General features: G+C 63.9%; 16 protein-coding genes. 7 read left to right on the top strand and 9 right to left on the bottom strand.

Translation table 11 applies throughout. The features are described from left to right. Positions 1 to 23: 23 nt before the first annotated feature. The gene (locus tag HZR20_RS10545) at positions 24 to 1,607 is read right to left on the bottom strand and encodes a phytoene desaturase family protein (RefSeq protein ID WP_181686564.1); all 1,584 of its coding nucleotides are present in this window, start codon (positions 1,605 to 1,607) and stop codon (positions 24 to 26) included. A gap of 1 nt (position 1,608) precedes the next feature. Beyond that, positions 1,609 to 2,685: a Brp/Blh family beta-carotene 15,15'-dioxygenase gene (locus tag HZR20_RS10540; protein WP_181686562.1), complete on the bottom strand. Its 1,077-nt coding sequence runs from the start codon at positions 2,683 to 2,685 to the stop codon at positions 1,609 to 1,611. A gap of 110 nt (positions 2,686 to 2,795) precedes the next feature. Between HZR20_RS10540 and brz the strand changes: the two genes are divergently transcribed. Further along, positions 2,796 to 2,978, top strand: coding sequence for a transcriptional regulator Brz (gene brz / locus HZR20_RS10535; RefSeq protein ID WP_181686560.1), 183 nt, complete (start codon positions 2,796 to 2,798; stop codon positions 2,976 to 2,978). 9 nt (positions 2,979 to 2,987) lie between these two features. Here brz and HZR20_RS10530 read toward each other — a convergent pair whose 3' ends face one another. Continuing rightward, positions 2,988 to 3,383: a hypothetical protein gene (locus HZR20_RS10530; protein ID WP_181686558.1), complete on the bottom strand. Its 396-nt coding sequence runs from the start codon at positions 3,381 to 3,383 to the stop codon at positions 2,988 to 2,990. 75 nt (positions 3,384 to 3,458) lie between these two features. Here HZR20_RS10530 and HZR20_RS10525 point away from each other — a divergent pair, with 75 nt between their 5' ends. Then, the gene (locus tag HZR20_RS10525; protein ID WP_258560418.1) at positions 3,459 to 3,716 is read left to right on the top strand and encodes an AIM24 family protein; all 258 of its coding nucleotides are present in this window, start codon (positions 3,459 to 3,461) and stop codon (positions 3,714 to 3,716) included. A gap of 107 nt (positions 3,717 to 3,823) precedes the next feature. On the opposite strand, the gene HZR20_RS10520 is transcribed toward HZR20_RS10525, so the two are convergent. From HZR20_RS10520 to HZR20_RS10510, 3 genes are all read right to left on the bottom strand, one after another. Further along, positions 3,824 to 5,215 carry a DUF402 domain-containing protein gene (locus tag HZR20_RS10520; RefSeq protein ID WP_181686556.1) on the bottom strand — a complete coding sequence of 464 codons (1,392 nt, stop codon included), beginning with the start codon at positions 5,213 to 5,215 and terminating at the stop codon, positions 3,824 to 3,826. Beyond that, positions 5,212 to 5,589, bottom strand: coding sequence for a DUF7532 family protein (locus HZR20_RS10515; RefSeq protein WP_181686554.1), 378 nt, complete (start codon positions 5,587 to 5,589; stop codon positions 5,212 to 5,214). Before HZR20_RS10515 ends, HZR20_RS10520 begins: the two co-directional genes overlap by 4 nt. 67 nt (positions 5,590 to 5,656) lie before the next feature. Then, a complete protein-coding gene (locus HZR20_RS10510; RefSeq protein ID WP_181686553.1) occupies positions 5,657 to 5,815 on the bottom strand; it encodes a preprotein translocase subunit Sec61beta in 159 nt (52 codons plus the stop codon). A gap of 135 nt (positions 5,816 to 5,950) precedes the next feature. On the opposite strand from HZR20_RS10510, the gene HZR20_RS10505 reads away from it, so the two are divergent. After that, a complete protein-coding gene (locus HZR20_RS10505) occupies positions 5,951 to 6,217 on the top strand; it encodes a thioredoxin family protein (protein WP_181686550.1) in 267 nt (88 codons plus the stop codon). Positions 6,218 to 6,315: 98 nt separating this feature from the next. Here the strand turns inward: HZR20_RS10505 and npdG are convergent, their stop codons facing one another. Then, positions 6,316 to 6,984, bottom strand: coding sequence for an NADPH-dependent F420 reductase (gene npdG, locus HZR20_RS10500; RefSeq protein ID WP_181686548.1), 669 nt, complete (start codon positions 6,982 to 6,984; stop codon positions 6,316 to 6,318). Between the two features lie 72 nt (positions 6,985 to 7,056). Next, positions 7,057 to 7,932, bottom strand: a complete 876-nt coding sequence (locus HZR20_RS10495; protein ID WP_181686546.1) for a TIGR01548 family HAD-type hydrolase — start codon at positions 7,930 to 7,932, stop codon at positions 7,057 to 7,059. Between the two features lie 153 nt (positions 7,933 to 8,085). Between HZR20_RS10495 and HZR20_RS10490 the strand changes: the two genes are divergently transcribed. Next, positions 8,086 to 8,607, top strand: coding sequence for an archaemetzincin family Zn-dependent metalloprotease (locus tag HZR20_RS10490; RefSeq protein WP_181686544.1), 522 nt, complete (start codon positions 8,086 to 8,088; stop codon positions 8,605 to 8,607). A 28-nt stretch (positions 8,608 to 8,635) separates the two neighbouring features. Here the strand turns inward: HZR20_RS10490 and HZR20_RS10485 are convergent, their stop codons facing one another. Then, positions 8,636 to 10,453 (bottom strand): bacterio-opsin activator domain-containing protein, encoded by a 1,818-nt coding sequence (locus HZR20_RS10485; protein WP_181686543.1) that lies wholly within the window; start codon positions 10,451 to 10,453, stop codon positions 8,636 to 8,638. 262 nt (positions 10,454 to 10,715) lie between these two features. Here HZR20_RS10485 and HZR20_RS10480 point away from each other — a divergent pair, with 262 nt between their 5' ends. From HZR20_RS10480 to HZR20_RS10470, 3 genes are read left to right on the top strand one after another with little or no spacing between them, the layout of a single operon-like run. Beyond that, a complete protein-coding gene (locus HZR20_RS10480; protein ID WP_181686542.1) occupies positions 10,716 to 11,747 on the top strand; it encodes a 4Fe-4S dicluster domain-containing protein in 1,032 nt (343 codons plus the stop codon). Between the two features lie 3 nt (positions 11,748 to 11,750). Further along, positions 11,751 to 13,019, top strand: coding sequence for an NrfD/PsrC family molybdoenzyme membrane anchor subunit (nrfD, locus tag HZR20_RS10475; protein ID WP_181686541.1), 1,269 nt, complete (start codon positions 11,751 to 11,753; stop codon positions 13,017 to 13,019). After that, positions 13,019 to 16,321 (top strand): molybdopterin-dependent oxidoreductase, encoded by a 3,303-nt coding sequence (locus tag HZR20_RS10470; protein ID WP_181686540.1) that lies wholly within the window; start codon positions 13,019 to 13,021, stop codon positions 16,319 to 16,321. The genes nrfD and HZR20_RS10470 overlap by 1 nt, the downstream gene beginning before the upstream one ends. Positions 16,322 to 16,326: the final 5 nt, after the last annotated feature.

Here is a 16,326-nt window from a genome sequence, read left to right as displayed (position 1 = left end):
CCTAAAGGTCAGGGCTGTCGATCTCAGCGCGCAATCCCAAGTCTCGACAGCAGGTCACGCTTCCCCCGCGCATCTTCGAGAACGGCATCGGCGGCGTGCTGGCCACTGATAAACGCCATCGGCACGCCGATCCCCGGCGACGTGAACCCGCCGACGTAGTACAGCCCATCGACGGATTTGGCTCGGTGGGACGGTCGCATCGGGCCAGTCTGGAATAGCGTGTGGGCAAGGCCCAGTGCCGTCCCTTGCGGGTAGTTCAACCGCTCGGCGAAGTCACTGACGCACATCGAAGACTCGTAGACGATCCGATCGCGGATGTCGACGCCGACGTTGTCGGCCAAGTCGTCTAGAACCAGATCACGGTACTCCTGGCGACGCTCTGGCGTGTCGTCTAGTCCCGGAGCGATCGGCAGGAGCGCCACCACCGCATGGTGGCCGTCGGGCGCGACCCCGTCGTCGGTCAGGGACGGCACCGCGAGGTAGTAGGCGGGATCGTCCGGCCAAGCTGGGTCTTCGAAAATCGCTTCGAAATGGGGGTCCCAATCGTCGGGGAACACCAGCGAATGATGGGCCAGCGGCCCGACGTCGCCCTCGACGCCGAGATACAGCAGGAGCGCGGAGGGCGCGTAGGTCTGGTCGTCCCAGTGATCGAGGGCGTGATCCCTGTTGCCCGGCGAGAGCAACTCGCGTTCGACGTGAGCCTGTGGAGCGTTGGACACAACCCTGTCAGCCCGACGCCGCCCCTCGCTGGTCTGGAGTGCAAAGCCGGTCGTCGTCGACTGGAGATCGGTCACTTCGGCGTTCGTTCGGTACGTGACGCCGAGCTCCTCGCCGAGGTCGGCCAGCCCCTCCACGACGCTGTACATCCCGCCCTCGGGATAGTAGACGCCGAGATTGAAATCGACATGGGCCATGAGGTTGTACAGCGCCGGCGTGTTGTGTGGCGCGCCCCCCAGGAACACGAGCGTGTACTGCAGGAGTTGCTGGAGTTTCGGGTTCTCGACGTGGGAGGCGACGTGATCCTGCATCGATCCGAGCATTTTCAGCCCCGGACCGAGCCGAACGACGTCGAGGTCGATGAGGTCCCGGAAGCGAGACCGATCCTCGTAGACGAAGTGCTCCATCCCCACGTCGTACGTGTGTTCGGCCTCCGCGAGATAGGCGTCGAAGGCCTCGCCGCCGCCGGCCTCGTAGGCTGCGAAGGTTCGGCGCGTCCGCCCGAGGTCGGAGGTGATCGTCACCCAGTCACAGGGAGGATCGATATCGTCGTCGGAGGGCGTCCCGGCACCCGGCACTGGATCGCTATCGCGGTAGAACACCCGATACTGCGGATCCAGTTGGTGAAGGGTGTAGAAGTCCTCTGGGTCGTGGCCGAAATGGTCGAAAAACCGTTCGAACACATCCGGCATCAGATACCAAGAGGGACCGGTATCGAAGCGAAACCCGTCGGTTTCGAGTACGTTTGCCGCGCCACCGAGGCGGTCCTGGCGTTCGAGGACGGTCACGTCAGCACCGGCGTCAGCCAGGTAACAGGCCGTGGTGAGGCCGCCAAAGCCGCCGCCGATCACGTCGATCGTCTCGCCCGCAAGCGGAGATTCCTTGCGCATGTTAAGGCACATACCAGATACCGCGGCCCTGGTCTAAAAACGATCCGACGAGTACGTGTGGCAGCGCGATGATGCTGATCGCGATACTCCAGAACGCCACACCGCCCGCAAGCAGCGGTGCGCCGGCCAGTGGTCGGGTCGCAGCCAGATAGATCGCGCCGACGACCGTCGCGGTCGCGACGGCCCCGACGATCAACACGCCCCAGGCTGTCATCGCCACGACGCGGGGATCGTCGTTGTCGAGCAATCCAGCGAGGATTCCGCCCTCGGCCGGGATGTCGTCTTCGACGGCCACGTGCCTCCCGGTCTGTCGAAGCGAGTACCACAAGGGAAAGTACAGCCCGACCGCCACGACCACCGGGACGACCGCGAAGTACCCGACCAACAGGAGCGTCTCGGCGGCGTCGAGGAGCCAGGCTCCGCTGCCGTCCCGCCCCAGGTATCCCCAGGACAAGTGAGCGACAGCGAGCGTCCCGAACCCGACGGCGATCAGCGGGCGCGTCACCCCGAAGAGGTGACTGAACTGCGCGAGTGCGCCCGGATCGAAGATGCTGACCATGTACGCACTGAACGTCTCGAACGTGCCCGGCCAGAAGACGATCGGGACCGCCATGACCGTGCCGCCACGGACCAGTGCGGCGAGGTGTCGCTGTGATGCCGACCGGAGGTGACCACTGCCAGTCACAGCGTCCATGACGTGGAGGCCACCGTAGCCGCCTTTCAGGACCGCGACGACGATTGCCAGTGTCAGTCCCGCCACCGGCGCAACCATAAACAGGCCGATGAACGCCCCGATCAGCGCCAGGTACCCGGCGACGTACCGCCACTGAAAGGTCAGGCCGCGCTGGCGGATGTTGTTGAAGTGTTCGTACCCGCCGTGGGGAAGGTTTAGCGCGACCATCCCGAAAAGATAGATCGCGGCCTGAGCCTCCATTCCCAGCCGAATCCCGACAGCGGCAGCCACCGCGAAGGCGGCGGCGATCGAAGCGAGTGCGACCCGCGAGACGGTCACCGCAATCGGTTCGTCCACTCGCAGTCGAGACGCAGACGCGAATCGCCCGTGAGCGGTCTGTCCCATGGGCCAATAGTGGGACGGAACCGGCCTCAATCGGCAACCCAACTGATTGGGTAGGTTCGATCCACGGCTCGCCGGAGATTTATCAGGGACGCAAGCGAACTCCTCGATCGATGGCCATTGAAACGCTCGCGTGTCCGGACTGCGATGCCGAGGTTACGATGGGGCTCCCCCGGAACTCGACAGTGCGGTCAATCGCCGCCCAACCGCGGGACGAACCCGACGACGAGCGCGTAAAGGTCCGGGAGAACGCCTGCCCGAACGACCACCGACTGTACGTCACCTTCGAATTCTGAGTACGGGAATCACTCCGAGCGTTCAGCCCAGGCCTGCTCCTGGAGTCGCTCGGCGACGTGGCGACGGCCGTTCGCCAACTCCTCGTGGACGTGGCGATCGAACGCCTGTAAGTCGGCGTAGACGCCCGATTCGAAGTCCTCCAGGACGTCGTACGACCACCGATCCTCGTCGATGACTCCCCGCGGAAGTATCTCGTCTCTGAGCGTGTCTGCCAGTTCCGTCTGTCCGGCCTCGCGCAACTCCTGTTCAGCCACCGCAAAGTGGTCCATCGCGTGGCCGGTGTTGTGATGGAACGCGACCAGGTGGCCGTGGGCTCGATGGAGCCACTCGATCCCGAGTTCGATCCGATGCAACGCCTCCCGTTCAGTCGCTTCCGGCGTCGATGCAGTACGATCTCCCGACATGCCATATGTTACTATGTGACGAAGTATAACGGTGTCGTCAGAGTCAGTTTCAACTGAATAGGACGAGGCAAGCGTATGGTCCACGAAATCGAGAACCGACCATCCTACACCCTCCTGTCCGTCGAACTCGACCAGAGCGAGGGGATCCAGGCCGAAGCCGGCGCGATGGTCAGCCACACAGACAGCGTCGAAATCGAGACCGGCGCACAGGTTGAAATCGTCGGTTCGCTGAAACGCAAGCCTTCGGCGGCGAGGAACTGGTCTGTGTGTTCGAGAGCCAGGGTTCGGTCTGGCTCCAGACTCGCAGCACCGACGCCTTCCTCTCGTGGCTGATCCCCAACCTGCCGAGCGATGGCGGTGGCGGGGACCTCGACAGCGGGTTCAGCGTAAACTTCTGAACAGGGGGCCAGCCACAGCCCTGTCAGTGACCGAAATCACACTCAGAGTGCGCTCTCGACCGCGCTCGCCACATCCCGGGCCTTTTCGGCCAGCGCCTCGGGCACGTGACCGGCTTCGACCGCCGCATCGAGTTCGTCGTCGTCGACGCGCTCGACGGTCCCGTCTTTTTGCTTGACGACGTCGACGTGCAGATCGACGTATCGCACTTCGGTGGGAAACACCTCGACCGGCGTACAGACGTTGACGTACGTGCCGCGCTTTTCGCCCTCATTACTCCGGTAGACCGTCGGATACCACCACTTGCCCTCGGTGAGTTTCGTGACGGCGACGTCACCAGCCTGGCGTTCGATCCCCAGCCCGTCGTAAGTCCCGCCCGGTGACATCTCGCGTTCGACCCGGACGGTCCCGTCGGGATCGCGCTCGGTGACCTCGCCCCGACCGAGGCTGATCGTCCGGCCGTCGGGCTTGCCGTGGGCGATGGAAACTCGATCGCCTTCGGTCGGTCCGAACTGTCGAGTGACGACGTCGAAGGGGAACGAGCCCGCAAAGTCGGGTGCAAGCGCTTCGACGAAGTCGACGGCGGCACTGGCCTGTTCCGCACCAGCCTTGATCCGGTGATGGCCGGGCATCGTCGCCGTGACGGACCGGCGGCGCTCGTCGAGTTCGAACCGGGATTCACGACCGAACAGGACCCACGCCGTCGACTGGCCCCCGAACACCTGTCCCGTCCGGGTCCGATCGTCAGCTTCGGTGAGCGCTCGATCGAGATCGTCGGCGCGGTCGATCAACGGCTCGAGAGCGGCTTCGAGCACCTCGAAGTCCGCGTCGTCGGCAGCACGCTCCCATGAGACGCGCCAGCCGTCAGGAATCTCGACGGAGAGTACATCGAGCAAATCGGGCCCGCTCGTGCCAGTCGATTCTTCGCGCACTAGCGACGCGAGTTCCCTCGGGATCGAGAGTTGTGTCGTCACCTCGGGACGCTCGTCACTCCAGGGGGCAACGGACCTGTCGACCTGCACGCGAAGCCGATCGTCAGTCTCGACGTGGGCCTCGGTCGCGCCGAACGGGAGAAACGCCTCATCGTCGCCAAGATCGACAAGCGCGCCACTGCCAAGCGTTTCCGTGACGACACCATCGAAGACAGCCCCGCGTGGCGTCGAATCCGCCCAGGACAGTGTGTCTCTGGCGACCCTGAGCCGATCGACGACCGCCGAGACGGCCGCCTCGGCACCGATCACGCCGACACCGAGTCGATCGCCGTCGGGCACGATCGACGCATCCGGCGGTGCCGTCTCGAAGTCGCCGTCGAATCGGCGTTCGATCGGGCCGGACGGCCACACGACCGCAAATCGATCATCCGCGACGAGCAAGTCAGTGAGTGCCGTCGCGTAGATCCCGCGACACTGGACACTGAATGGGGGACTCGTCGTCATAGCGCCTCAGCATCGCGGCCGAACCGCACCCGGTCGTCGATGGTCGAGCCGAGGGAGAGTTCGACGCATTTGCCGTCTTCGAGGACGCGACCGCCCTCGATGGGAACGCCCCAGCCGTCAAACCGGAGATAGCCCCTGATGTCGTCGGCGTGGGTGTAGAGATCGATATACTCGACAACATGGGTCTGGTGGTCGGTGTCACTGTGGGCCATCTCCATGTCGGAGACGACCTCGCGCTGGGTGTCGAAAAACAATTCGATGGCCTCAGCCTCCTCGCGCGCGGCCTCGACGGCGATCTCGGCCGCCGCCTCGATGTCCTCGGCGGAGAGGCCAACCTCTCTGAGTGCGTGCTGGGTTCGCGGATCGAAGTGCATGTGCTCGCGGTTGGCAGGGCGCGTTTGAAAACGTCGCGGTCCACCGCGAATAGTGATCGCTAGCCGCTCAGGCGACGATGTTCAACACGAGAACGAGGACGCCAAACAGTGCGCCAAAGGCGACAATCGTCTTGGGATCGATCGTGATTGCGTTACGGTCTTCTGCGTCAAAATACCGGACGAGACCGGCACTCGACATCAGTCCGCCACCGTCGTTGCTGCTCATACCGGAGTGAACGTCATCGATCGGCCTAAGGCTTACGACACGACAGCCCCGGTGAAGCGAGGGACAGTCTGATTCGTCGAAAGTCGGACAGTGGAAACCCTTATTTTGCCGCCTCGGCTAACCACAGTAGGCATCATGTCCGTCACCCTCAAGGACTTTCAAGCAGACTGGTGTGGCCCGTGTAAGACCCAGGACCCGATCCTGGAAGACCTCATGGACGACTGGCCGGACGTCGAATTCGAGAAGATCGACGTCGACGAGAACCAGGACGTCGCCAACGAGTATCAGGTGCGGTCGCTGCCGACGCTGATTATCGAAGACGACGACGGTATCGTCGAGCGGTTTATCGGGGTCACTCAGGCCGACGACATCGAATCGGCGCTCGAAGAAGCGTCCGTATAACGACGTCGCCGCCATCTTCGCCGCTTACGACGCCGATCACGCACGTCCGCAGCGTTGCCTGTAGACTATCCGGAAATAGTCGTAACAGGATCGGGTGCTCACTCGAAGCGAACGCCCACGTCGTGGAGGGCGTCGTTGTACTGGGCCAGATTGATCAACAGCGGCGTCACCGATTCGACCTCGGCCGCGTTGTCGATCGGGCCGGCGTGTAACGCTCGCAGTCCATCGACATCCTCGGTGAACGACGTGACTGTCTTGAGAGCCTGATCGTCGTCACCGACCAGCAAGACGTCCATCGAGAGGTCGGCGTCCAGATTCGCCAGTCGACCGGCAGCCAGGTTGTGGAACGCCCCCACGACGGGAACGTCCGCCGGCACAGCGTCGGCCGCAAGCGCCGTGACGCTGCCAGCCCCCGGCTGGTTGTAGTGAATCCCCGCCTCGTCTCGCTTCATCCCCACCGCCGGACTCACGAGCACCGTACCGGCCGATAGATTGCCCCTGACAGCCTCGATCGTCTCGACGAGGTGGTAGGCCGGGACCGCGGCGACGACCACATCTGCGTCGATGACAGCCGCTTCGTTGGCCATCCCCTCGATGGTCACGTCCTGACCGCGGTTTGATACGGCCGTCTCGTATTCGTCTGCAGCGCTTCTGGCACGTTCGGCATCGCGGGACCCGATGACAAGCTGGTGGTCGGCGTGAAACGCCCAACGGAGGGCTAAACCTTCCCCAACGTCACCGGTGCCGCCGAGAATCGCAACTCGCATGTGAAACCATGAGTCGAGGGCGGTTAAGCCTGCTACGGTATTGGCAACTCCACGGCCCCGCAAGGAGATCACTCACGCACGCGATTCCAACAATTCAGGAAGCTCGTTGACCGTTTCGACAACTGCCTCGGCACCAGCATCGTCGAAGGCTCCACGCCCGCTGTCGCCGGTCAGCCCCCCCGTGAGCACGCCGATCCCGTGGTAGGTCCGGTCGGGATCGGCCGTCTCGGCGTTGACAGCCGTTCGGATGTCGTCTAAGGTGTCGCCCGCAAAGGCGACAGTCTCGGCGTCGAACCGCTCGGCGAGCGTCTGCAAGGCGGCGGGATCGGGTTTTCCCGCCTCCCAGTCGTCCATGGTGAACCGGTGTGGCTCCGGGATCGAGAGGCCGGCACGATCGAGGGCGATGTCTGCTTCCGCTGCTGGCCGGCCCGTCAGGATGCCGACGTCGAAGCGAGTCTGCAAGGCGTCGACGGTCTCGCGGTTGAGAAGTACTGGCTCGTCGTGAATGTAGCCCGCTTCGTCGAGTACCGGTTCCGCGCCCTCGATGTCGCGGTACAGGTCGCTCCCGAGGTACAGTTGCTGAAAAATCTCGCGGTTGTACTCTCGGTCGAGTGCCGCGTTGATGCGCTCGCGGGCGTCGGCGGCAAGCTCGTCGTCGATGACTGACCGTGCCCCACTGAATCCGCCCCCGGAGGCCGCAATGCAGTCGGTGAACGTCTCGACGCTCAGTTCGAACCCCTCCTCGCGAGCCAACACGTACAGGGCAAGGGCATCAGTCAGCACCCAGTCGTTGTTGAAGCCACCGGCGTCTTTGAACGGCTGGAGCGCCGAACGAGCGATCCGCTCGCCGTGAACCCGGGCCACCGTCTCGACGACTGCCCGGCGGTACGAATCCGCCACGTCGACGAGGACCCCGTCGACGTCGAGGACCACCGCATCAGTTTCCATTCGTGCTTGACGGAACGAACTCACTCCCAAAGGGTGTTCCGACTGCTTAGCAACACAGTCGTCAGTGAGGGGGCGCGGCCGATCGAAACCACTGCACTGGCGGGCGTCTCCGAGGGCGAGGTTTTTAAGCATCCTCCGATCATATACTGATCCATGCACGTGGACATCGTGCCGGTTGGTGACCTCCCCGCGGTCGTCAAGCGGGAAGCTTCCGCCGGGTTGCGTTCTGTTTTCGAGTGTGACGTCAGCGTCCACGATGCCCGATCAGTCCCCGCCGGCGCGCACGACCCCGATCGTGAGCAGTACCGTGCCGAGGAGTTCATCGACCTTGCAAAGCGGGTGGGTGTGGGCGAGAAGAACGTCGCAATTACAGCCAGAGACCTGTTCTATCGAAACCGCAACTATGTGTTCGGGCTCGCGTATTTGGACGGCAGCGGCAGCGTCATCTCGACACACCGACTCCAGACGTCCTCGGATGGCGGCCTCTCGAATAAGTCTTCCTCGGAGGTGTTCGCCGAACGTGTCCGCAAGGAGGTCGTCCACGAGATCGGCCATACACTGGGCCTCGAACACTGTGACAACAAGCGCTGTGTCATGAGTTTCTCGCCCCGCGTCCGTCAAGTAGATGTCAAGGAACAGACCCTCTGTGGGAGTTGCCAGCGGCGCGTTCTCTGACTGCGTTCGATCGTTTCCCGCCCGCCGCTCAAGTGTTAGAGACCGCATTGTCCTCGAACAGGGCCGCGAACAGTTTTCGCTGGGCCGTCCGCAGGTGCTGAGTGAACGTCGACTGGGTAATGTCCATGATCGCAGCGACATCTTCCCCGCTGGTCTCCCGGGGCCATTCGAAGAAGCCCGCGAAGAACGCCGTCCGGGCGGCCTCCAACTGCCGATCGGTGAGTGACTCCTCGAAGGATGACTGGAACGCCGTCCCCGGCTCGGCCTCACGCTCTTGCTCTCGCTGGGCGAGCAATTCGAGTTCGGAATGGGCCGCCTGGACGGCCTCGACGACCGATCGGATATCGTTTGACCGGGAAACCTCGGCACGGATCCGGCCGTGCCCATCGGTGACTGAAAGTCCGGTCACCGTCGCGCCGTATCTGGCGAGCGTCGGGACGATCGCCGACTCGTCGACGACGAGACGGACGAGACACCGCTCGTCGTACTCACACAGCGGTCGTCCGTCACGGGATTCGACATCGTCAAAATACGACGAAACGGACGCTTGATCGGCTCCCGTGACAGACACGTACGCGATGGGGTCCCCCTGATCACCAGCCACATGTTCGAGATCGACCGAGCATCCGAGAGACGCAGAGAGATCGACCAGTGGATCCGTAGCGCCGTCGACGAGGAACTCCAGTTCCGTGACCTCCGCTGCCGCAAGCGTGCGTCGACTCTCCGCGGCATTGACCGCATCACCCACGGTCGAGCCGAGTTCGGTGAACACCCCGCGGTCGATCGCCGCAAAGGCGTCCTCGGTCGCGGATTCGACGACGAGCACGCCGTAATCGGCGTCCTGATACGACAACGGAATCACGACCGCCGTCGCGTTCAGCGGATTGTCGAGTCGCGTCGCGTCAGCGTCGACGAATGCCGGCTCGTCACTGTCAAGGACATTATCGATCACGCGCCGATAGTTGGCCGTCGCGTCGATCCGGGTATCGAGTGTGCTCTCGTCGATCCCGGCACGAGTTCGGACGTTGACGTTGTCGTCGACGAGTCGAGGGTCACCGACCCACGCTGCCGCGAACAGTGGTGAGCGGGCGAACCGATCACACAGCGAGCGCTCGATTTCCTGTCGGGACGTGGCCGCGACGAGTTCGCGGTTGACGTCGCGCAATACCTCGTTCGTGTTGTTTAGCCGTTCGAGCCGGTCGTTCTGGTCGGCGATGCGGACCTCGCGTTCCTTACGCTCGGTTACGTCGCGCTCGACGGCGACATACCGTTCGACCTCGCCGTCCTCGCCGGTGATCGGTGCGATCGTCATGTCGACCCAGCAGAGGTCGCCGGACTTCCGGCGGTTGATGATCTCTCCCTCCCAGATCGATCCCGCGGCGATTGTCTCCCACATCTCGGTGTAGAAGTCCTCGTCGTGCTCGCCGGACTTCCACAGCCGCGGGTTCTCCCCGACGACTTCGTCCGGGTCGTGACCCGTCACCGCTTTGACGGCCGGATTGGCGTACTCGATCGTGCCGTCCGTGTCCGTCAGGAAGATGGCGTGACCGGCGTGTTCGATCGCCTTCTGAAATCCTCGCAAGCGCTCGGTGATGCGCTGTTCCTCGACGACGTAACTCGAGAGGTAGTAGACGGTGAGCACCGCAAGGATACTCACGGCCAGCCCGGGGAGTTCCTCGATCGGGTCGGTCGACCCTTGTGCGGAAAGGATCTGTCGTGTCGCCATCAACGAGAGCATGACCGTCAGAAACGCGAATCGCCGGTCGTTGGACCGGTAGAGCAACACCAGCGAGTACCCCACGCCGAGAACCCGCAGGACGATAGAGGCGAGAATGACGAGATTCATGGCACGTATTCGGGCGTCACGGCGTATATATCACAAGGATGTCTCCGACCGCTGAGCCGCGCTCGAACGAACCTTGAACGGGACCGCAATCGAGCCGGCCAAAGAGTATTGGGTGGGTGGTTATACCGGGTATTCGGTCCGGGGTGCGGAGGCAAACAGTATTGGGACGACGCTCTCAGGGGTGTCTTTCGTACGTCTACGTGATGATCCGAGCCACTGTCGGAGCGAGCGGCTGTCCGAGCAACCAGAAGGGTGACCCGCGATGAGTAGCTCCAACGACGACGTTCAGCCGGGCGTCCCTGCAGTCGAGACGGCGTCGATGGACGCGATGGTCGAGACGGAACGGGCCGATCCACGCGAGGAACTCGCGAAGACGGATCACGACACCGAATTGGGGATCGCGATGGCCGAGGACGCAAAGCGCGTCTCCCAGGGCGAAATTTCGGCCGAGGCCTACTGGGAGAAATACGACGCGGCCGCCGAACAGGAGTTCGGCGACGCCTATCGCGAAACCCCCAACCCGTCTATCGAGAGCACCGACCAGACGATCGACGCCGGGACGGCCGACTCGCTGTCCTGTACCATCGGCTCGATGGAGTCAGTCGCCTGCGAGATCGACGCCGCCGAGAGCGTCGAGGGAGGAGCCGCTCCGGAGGACCGAAAAGCGCGCTGGGGGATGGTTATCGACCTCCAGAAGTGTGTCGGGTGTGACTCCTGTACGGTCGCCTGCAAGGCCGAGAACCGCACCCCACCGGGCGTCTCCTACAACGTCGTCATGGAAGAGGAACACGGCGAATTCCCGAACGTTACCCGAACAAACGTCCCGCGGCCGTGCATGCAATGCGAGGAACCACCATGCGTCCAGGTCTGTCCCGTCAGCGCGACCTACAAGATGGACAACGGCGTGGTCAACATCGACTACGACCGCTGTATTGGATGCCGGTACTGTATGATCGCGTGTCCGTACGGCGCGCGGTACTTCGACTTCGGCGAGAACTACGACGACGAGGTCGAGGAAGCCGGCGAGATTACCAGCCCCGAGTACGGCGTCGATCGCGGGAAGCGAGAGGATGGTAAGTCACCGATCGGCAACGTCCGAAAGTGCAGTTTCTGCACCCACCGGCTCGAGCGCGGCGAGGAACCGGCCTGTGTCGAGACCTGCGTCGGCGACGCCCGCAACATGGGCGATCTGAACGATCCCGACAGTGACGTCGCCGAGATGGCCGACTCGACGCGATCGTTCCAGCTCAAGGAGAGCGAGGGAACCGATCCGAACGTCTACTACCTCAAATAACCCATGGCGACAGATACCTCACACTTCGAGTTCGATCCGGGGTTCACCGACAACCGCTTGCGAGTCGCCTGGTACGCCGCTCTCGCCGTCCTCCTGATCGTTGGCGGGGCCGCGATGATCCTCCGGATCACCGACGGCATGGCGAGTACGAACCTCACGAGCACGACCCCCTGGGGCGCGTGGGTCGCCTTTTACATCTACTTCGTCGGCCTCTCGGCCGGGGCGTTCCTGGTGAGCACGCTCGCGAACGTCTTCGGCGTCTCCGGGATGCACCGGGTCGACCGCGACGCCCTCTTCGCGGCGATCATCAGCATGGTGGTCGCGCTCATGTTCGTCTGGGTCGACCTCGGCCGGATGGACCGGATGTTCTTCCCCTTCATCTGGCGACAACTCACCTCCGCGCTTTCCTGGGAGGTCCACGCCTACGTTGCCTACATCGCCGTACTCGTCACTGAACTGTACTTCTCGATGCGGATCGACCTCGCTCGCGTCGCCGAACGTGGTTCCGGTCTCCGGGCCCGTCTGAGCGGCCTGCTGACGCTCGGCCGCCGTTCGACCAGCGAAGCCTCCCGCACTACCGACCGCAAGTGGCTCACACGGGCTGGCATTCTCGGCATCCCGCTGGCGATCTTCCTCGTCCACGGCGGGACCGGCATTCTCTTTGCCGTCTCGAAAGCCCGGCCGTACTGGAACAGCGGCCTCTTCCCCGTGATCTTCATCGTCTCGGCAGTCCTCTCGGGGACGGCGCTGGTCATGATGCTGTACGTCCTCCGGACGAAACTCTTCGACGACGAGCCGGTCGATCGGAACTTGCTGAATCGACTCGCCGTCCTGCTGGCCGCCTTCATTGTCGTCGACGCGGCGCTGACGGGCATCGAGATGCTGATCGCCATTGCCAGTCTCCACCCCCACGAGGTCGAGACCTGGGCAGTCATTCTCTTCGGGGAGATGTCCTGGTCGTTCTGGTGGTTCATGGTCGGGATGGGGTGGCTGTTCCCGCTCGTGATGCTCTCGAAACGCGAGTGGCGAGAGACGCCGTGGCTGATGGTCCTTGCGGGCCTGAGCGTCGTCATTGGAATCATCGCCGTCCGGTTCAACATCGTCGTCCCGCCACAGATCCTTCCCGTCATGAAGGGGCTTCCCCACGGCTCGTACTTCCCCTCCGCCGTGGAGTGGGCGACGAGTATCGGCATGATCGCGGTCGGCCTCCTGTTGTACACGATCGGCGCGGAACTGCTTCCCCTGACGCCACTCGATCGAGGTGATCACTGATGTCTACAGACAGCGATAGCACAGAGACGGACGTATCGGACACAGACAGCGACGGCACAGCGTCTGGGGGTGGACCGTCGCTGACGCGACGCGATCTCGTGAAAGCAGTCGGCAGTATCGGCCTCATCGGCGCGGCGAGTGCCGCCACGGTCGACGTCGACACTGAAGACCTCTGGACCGACAGCCAGCAGCACTACGTCGGCGACGATTATGGTGAGTACGGTGCCGAGGACGTGATCCACACGACCTGCGGGCAGTGCAACACCTTCTGTCCGATCAAGGTCAGACTCGCCGACGAGAGCGGGACGGGCGGATACAGTTCGCTCGTCCGCAAACTCGCCGGCAACCCCTACTCGTTCCTGAACACCCAGCCGTTCGCCCAGGTCCCCTACGACAGCGACCCGAACGACGTCGCGATGGGTGACGTCGCCGGCAGCGGCGACGTCGACACCGACCGATGGTCGCTGTCCGGCGGTCGGATCTGTCTGAAGGGCCAGGCCGGTATCCAGACGGCCTTCGACAGCTATCGCGTTCGCCAGCCGATGAAGCGCGTCGGCCCGCGAGGTTCCGAGCAGTGGAAGACGATCTCCTGGGAGCAGGCGATCGAGGAGATAGTCGAGGGTGACGACGAACTCGACCATCCCGGACTTCGGGAGATGTGGGGATATGCCCCCCAGGGCGAGGTGATGAACGACTGGGAGGCCGTCCAGTCCGACGAGATGGACAAAGCCACCTTCGACGAGAAGTGGGGCGAGGCCCTTATCGACACTGATCACCCCGACCTCGGGCCGAAGGCCAACCAGATCGTCGACGTTGGCGGGTTCCGGCGGAACTTCATCCGCGCGCGCCTCTGGCAGCAAGGCCTGGGATCGATCAACAGCACCCACCACGCCGGAACCTGCGGGTTTTCGAGCGTCATGGGGAACGTCCGCTCCCACGACGCCAAGAAGAAACGACAGTACCCCGACATCGAGAACACCGAGTACCTCCTCGTCTGGGGGACCAACCCGATGGTCGCCAACAAGGGCCCGACCTGGCTCGCCCCGAAGTTGACCAACGCCATCGCAGACGGCATGCGCATGGACGTGGTCGACCCCCGGCTCTCGAAGACCGCCGAGAAGGCCGAGACGTGGGTCCCGGTCGAACCTGGCGCGGACGGGGCCCTCGCGCTCGGCATGGCGCGCTGGATCATCGACCACGACCGCTACGATCTGCAGTATCTCCAGAACCCCGCTCAGGACGCCGCCCACGCCGACGACGAACCGACCTGGAGCGACGCGACCCACCTCGTCATGGTCGAGGAGGACGCGGGACCGAAGGCCCGCGCGGCAGACCTCGAACTCGTCGAGGCGGACGCCGAGACAGCCGACGATTTTGTCGTCATCGACGCCGAGACCGGCGAACCCCGTCCCGCGAGCGAGGTCGAGACGGCCGTCCTGGACGTCGAGGAAACGATCGGGGGAACGCGCGTCGAGAGCGTCTGGAGCCAGTACCGCGATCGGGTCTTCGAGTACACACTCGAGGAGTACGCCGAGATGGCCGGCGTCGACGCCGAGACCATCGCGGAGATCGCCGACGAGTTTACCAGTCACGGCAAGCGCGCGGCGATCATGTCCTACCGCGGCCCGGCGAAACACGGCAACGGCTTCCACAATACGCGTGCGATCGCTACGCTCCAGCACCTCATCGGCAATTACGACTGGAAAGGCGGCCAGATCACGCCCTACGCCGGCTACAGCACGATGTCCGGCCGCTACGAACTCGGGACAGTCCCCGACGGGAACTCGCCGTGGGGGATTCCGCTGCTCCGAGGGGGCGTCAACTACGAGGATACCTCGCTGTTCGAACGCGACGGCGGGTACCCCGCGAAACGGCCCTGGTTCCCGGTCGCGCCGCCACAGGCGACCCAGGAACTGTACGGCAGCGCGGCTGAGGAATATCCCTACGGGATCGAGGCGCTGTTCATCCGGCCATACTCGAACAATCACGTTATGACAGTCGCAGGCGGCGATCAGATCCCGCCGATCCTCCAGGACGAGGAGACGATTCCGCTGATCGTCGCCTCCGACACGGTGATCGGCGAGACCAGCAAGTATGCCGATTACATCCTGCCCGAGCCGACCTATCTTGAGCGGTGGGAGAACTTCGGTACCTACCCGAACAAGCGTCTGGCCGACGAGAAGATCAGCCAGCCCGCCGTCAACGTCGTGCCCCAGGCCCGACCGTTCGAGGACGTCCTCATCGACATGTGGAAGCGCATGGACCTCCCCGGCGTCGGCGCGGACGCGATCCCGGACGCCGACGGCGATCTCTGGGAACTCGACCAGGCTGAGGACTTCTACCTGAAACTCGCCGCGAACATCGCCTACGACCGCGATCCTGTCCCCGACGCGGACGACGACGAACTCGCAGCCTTCCGGGCGAGCCACGAGAAGGGACTCGGCGACGCGTTCGACGTGACGGACTGGAAAGGTGCCGTCACGGACGAGGAGTGGCGGAAGGTCGTCACCGTCCTCAATCGTGGCGGGCGCTTCGAGGAACCCGTCGAGGACTATTCCGATCGCTTCGCCGAGCACGGCCACGAGTACGATTACGCCGAGCGCTTCGACGACAGCAACGCCTACGACGGCGAGCACATGCGCTACAAACTCGGCTCGCGCGTGGACTTCTACAGCGAGGTAGTCCCGAACGGGAAGCACTCCTACACCGGCGACCGCTTCGATCCACTGCCGAAGGTCGCCGACGTCGAACACTACAACGGCGAGGTCCAGGCCGCCGTCGCGAGCGAGGACGACCGCGAGCGCCCCCTTCGGCTCATCAACTGGAAGCCACGAACCCAGGGGATGCACCGGACCCAGAACAGCCCGTGGCTCAGAGAGACCCGGCCGGAGAACCCGCTGTGGCTCAACCCGCAGGACGCCGAGGAACGCGACGTCGAGAACGGCGATCCGATTGAAATCGACGCCGGTCGCCGGACCGTCGAGGGAATCGCGATGGTCACGAGCGGCATCCGTCCGGGCGTGGTCGGCGCGATGTGGGGCTGGGGCCGAACCGGCGACGGCGCGAGTGCCGAAACGATCGACGACGAAACCCGCGGGCCGGTCGACGAGGACGGACATACGCCCTACCAGTTCGACGAGCCGATGACCGAGGAGGCAGGGCTGGCGAAGGGGCGGGACGCCGGCTTCGCGATCAATCACATCCAGCCGCTGGACGACACCCTCGAGGACACCGGCCTCTCGGATCTCGTCGGCGGCAGCAACGCCCAGTACGACGCCTTCGTCGAGGTCCGGCGACGGTGATTGCC

Origin of the sequence: Halorhabdus salina (genome assembly GCF_013839425.1) — an archaeon.
Lineage (GTDB): Archaea > Halobacteriota > Halobacteria > Halobacteriales > Haloarculaceae > Halorhabdus > Halorhabdus salina.
This window is presented reverse-complemented; position numbering and strand designations above follow the sequence as displayed.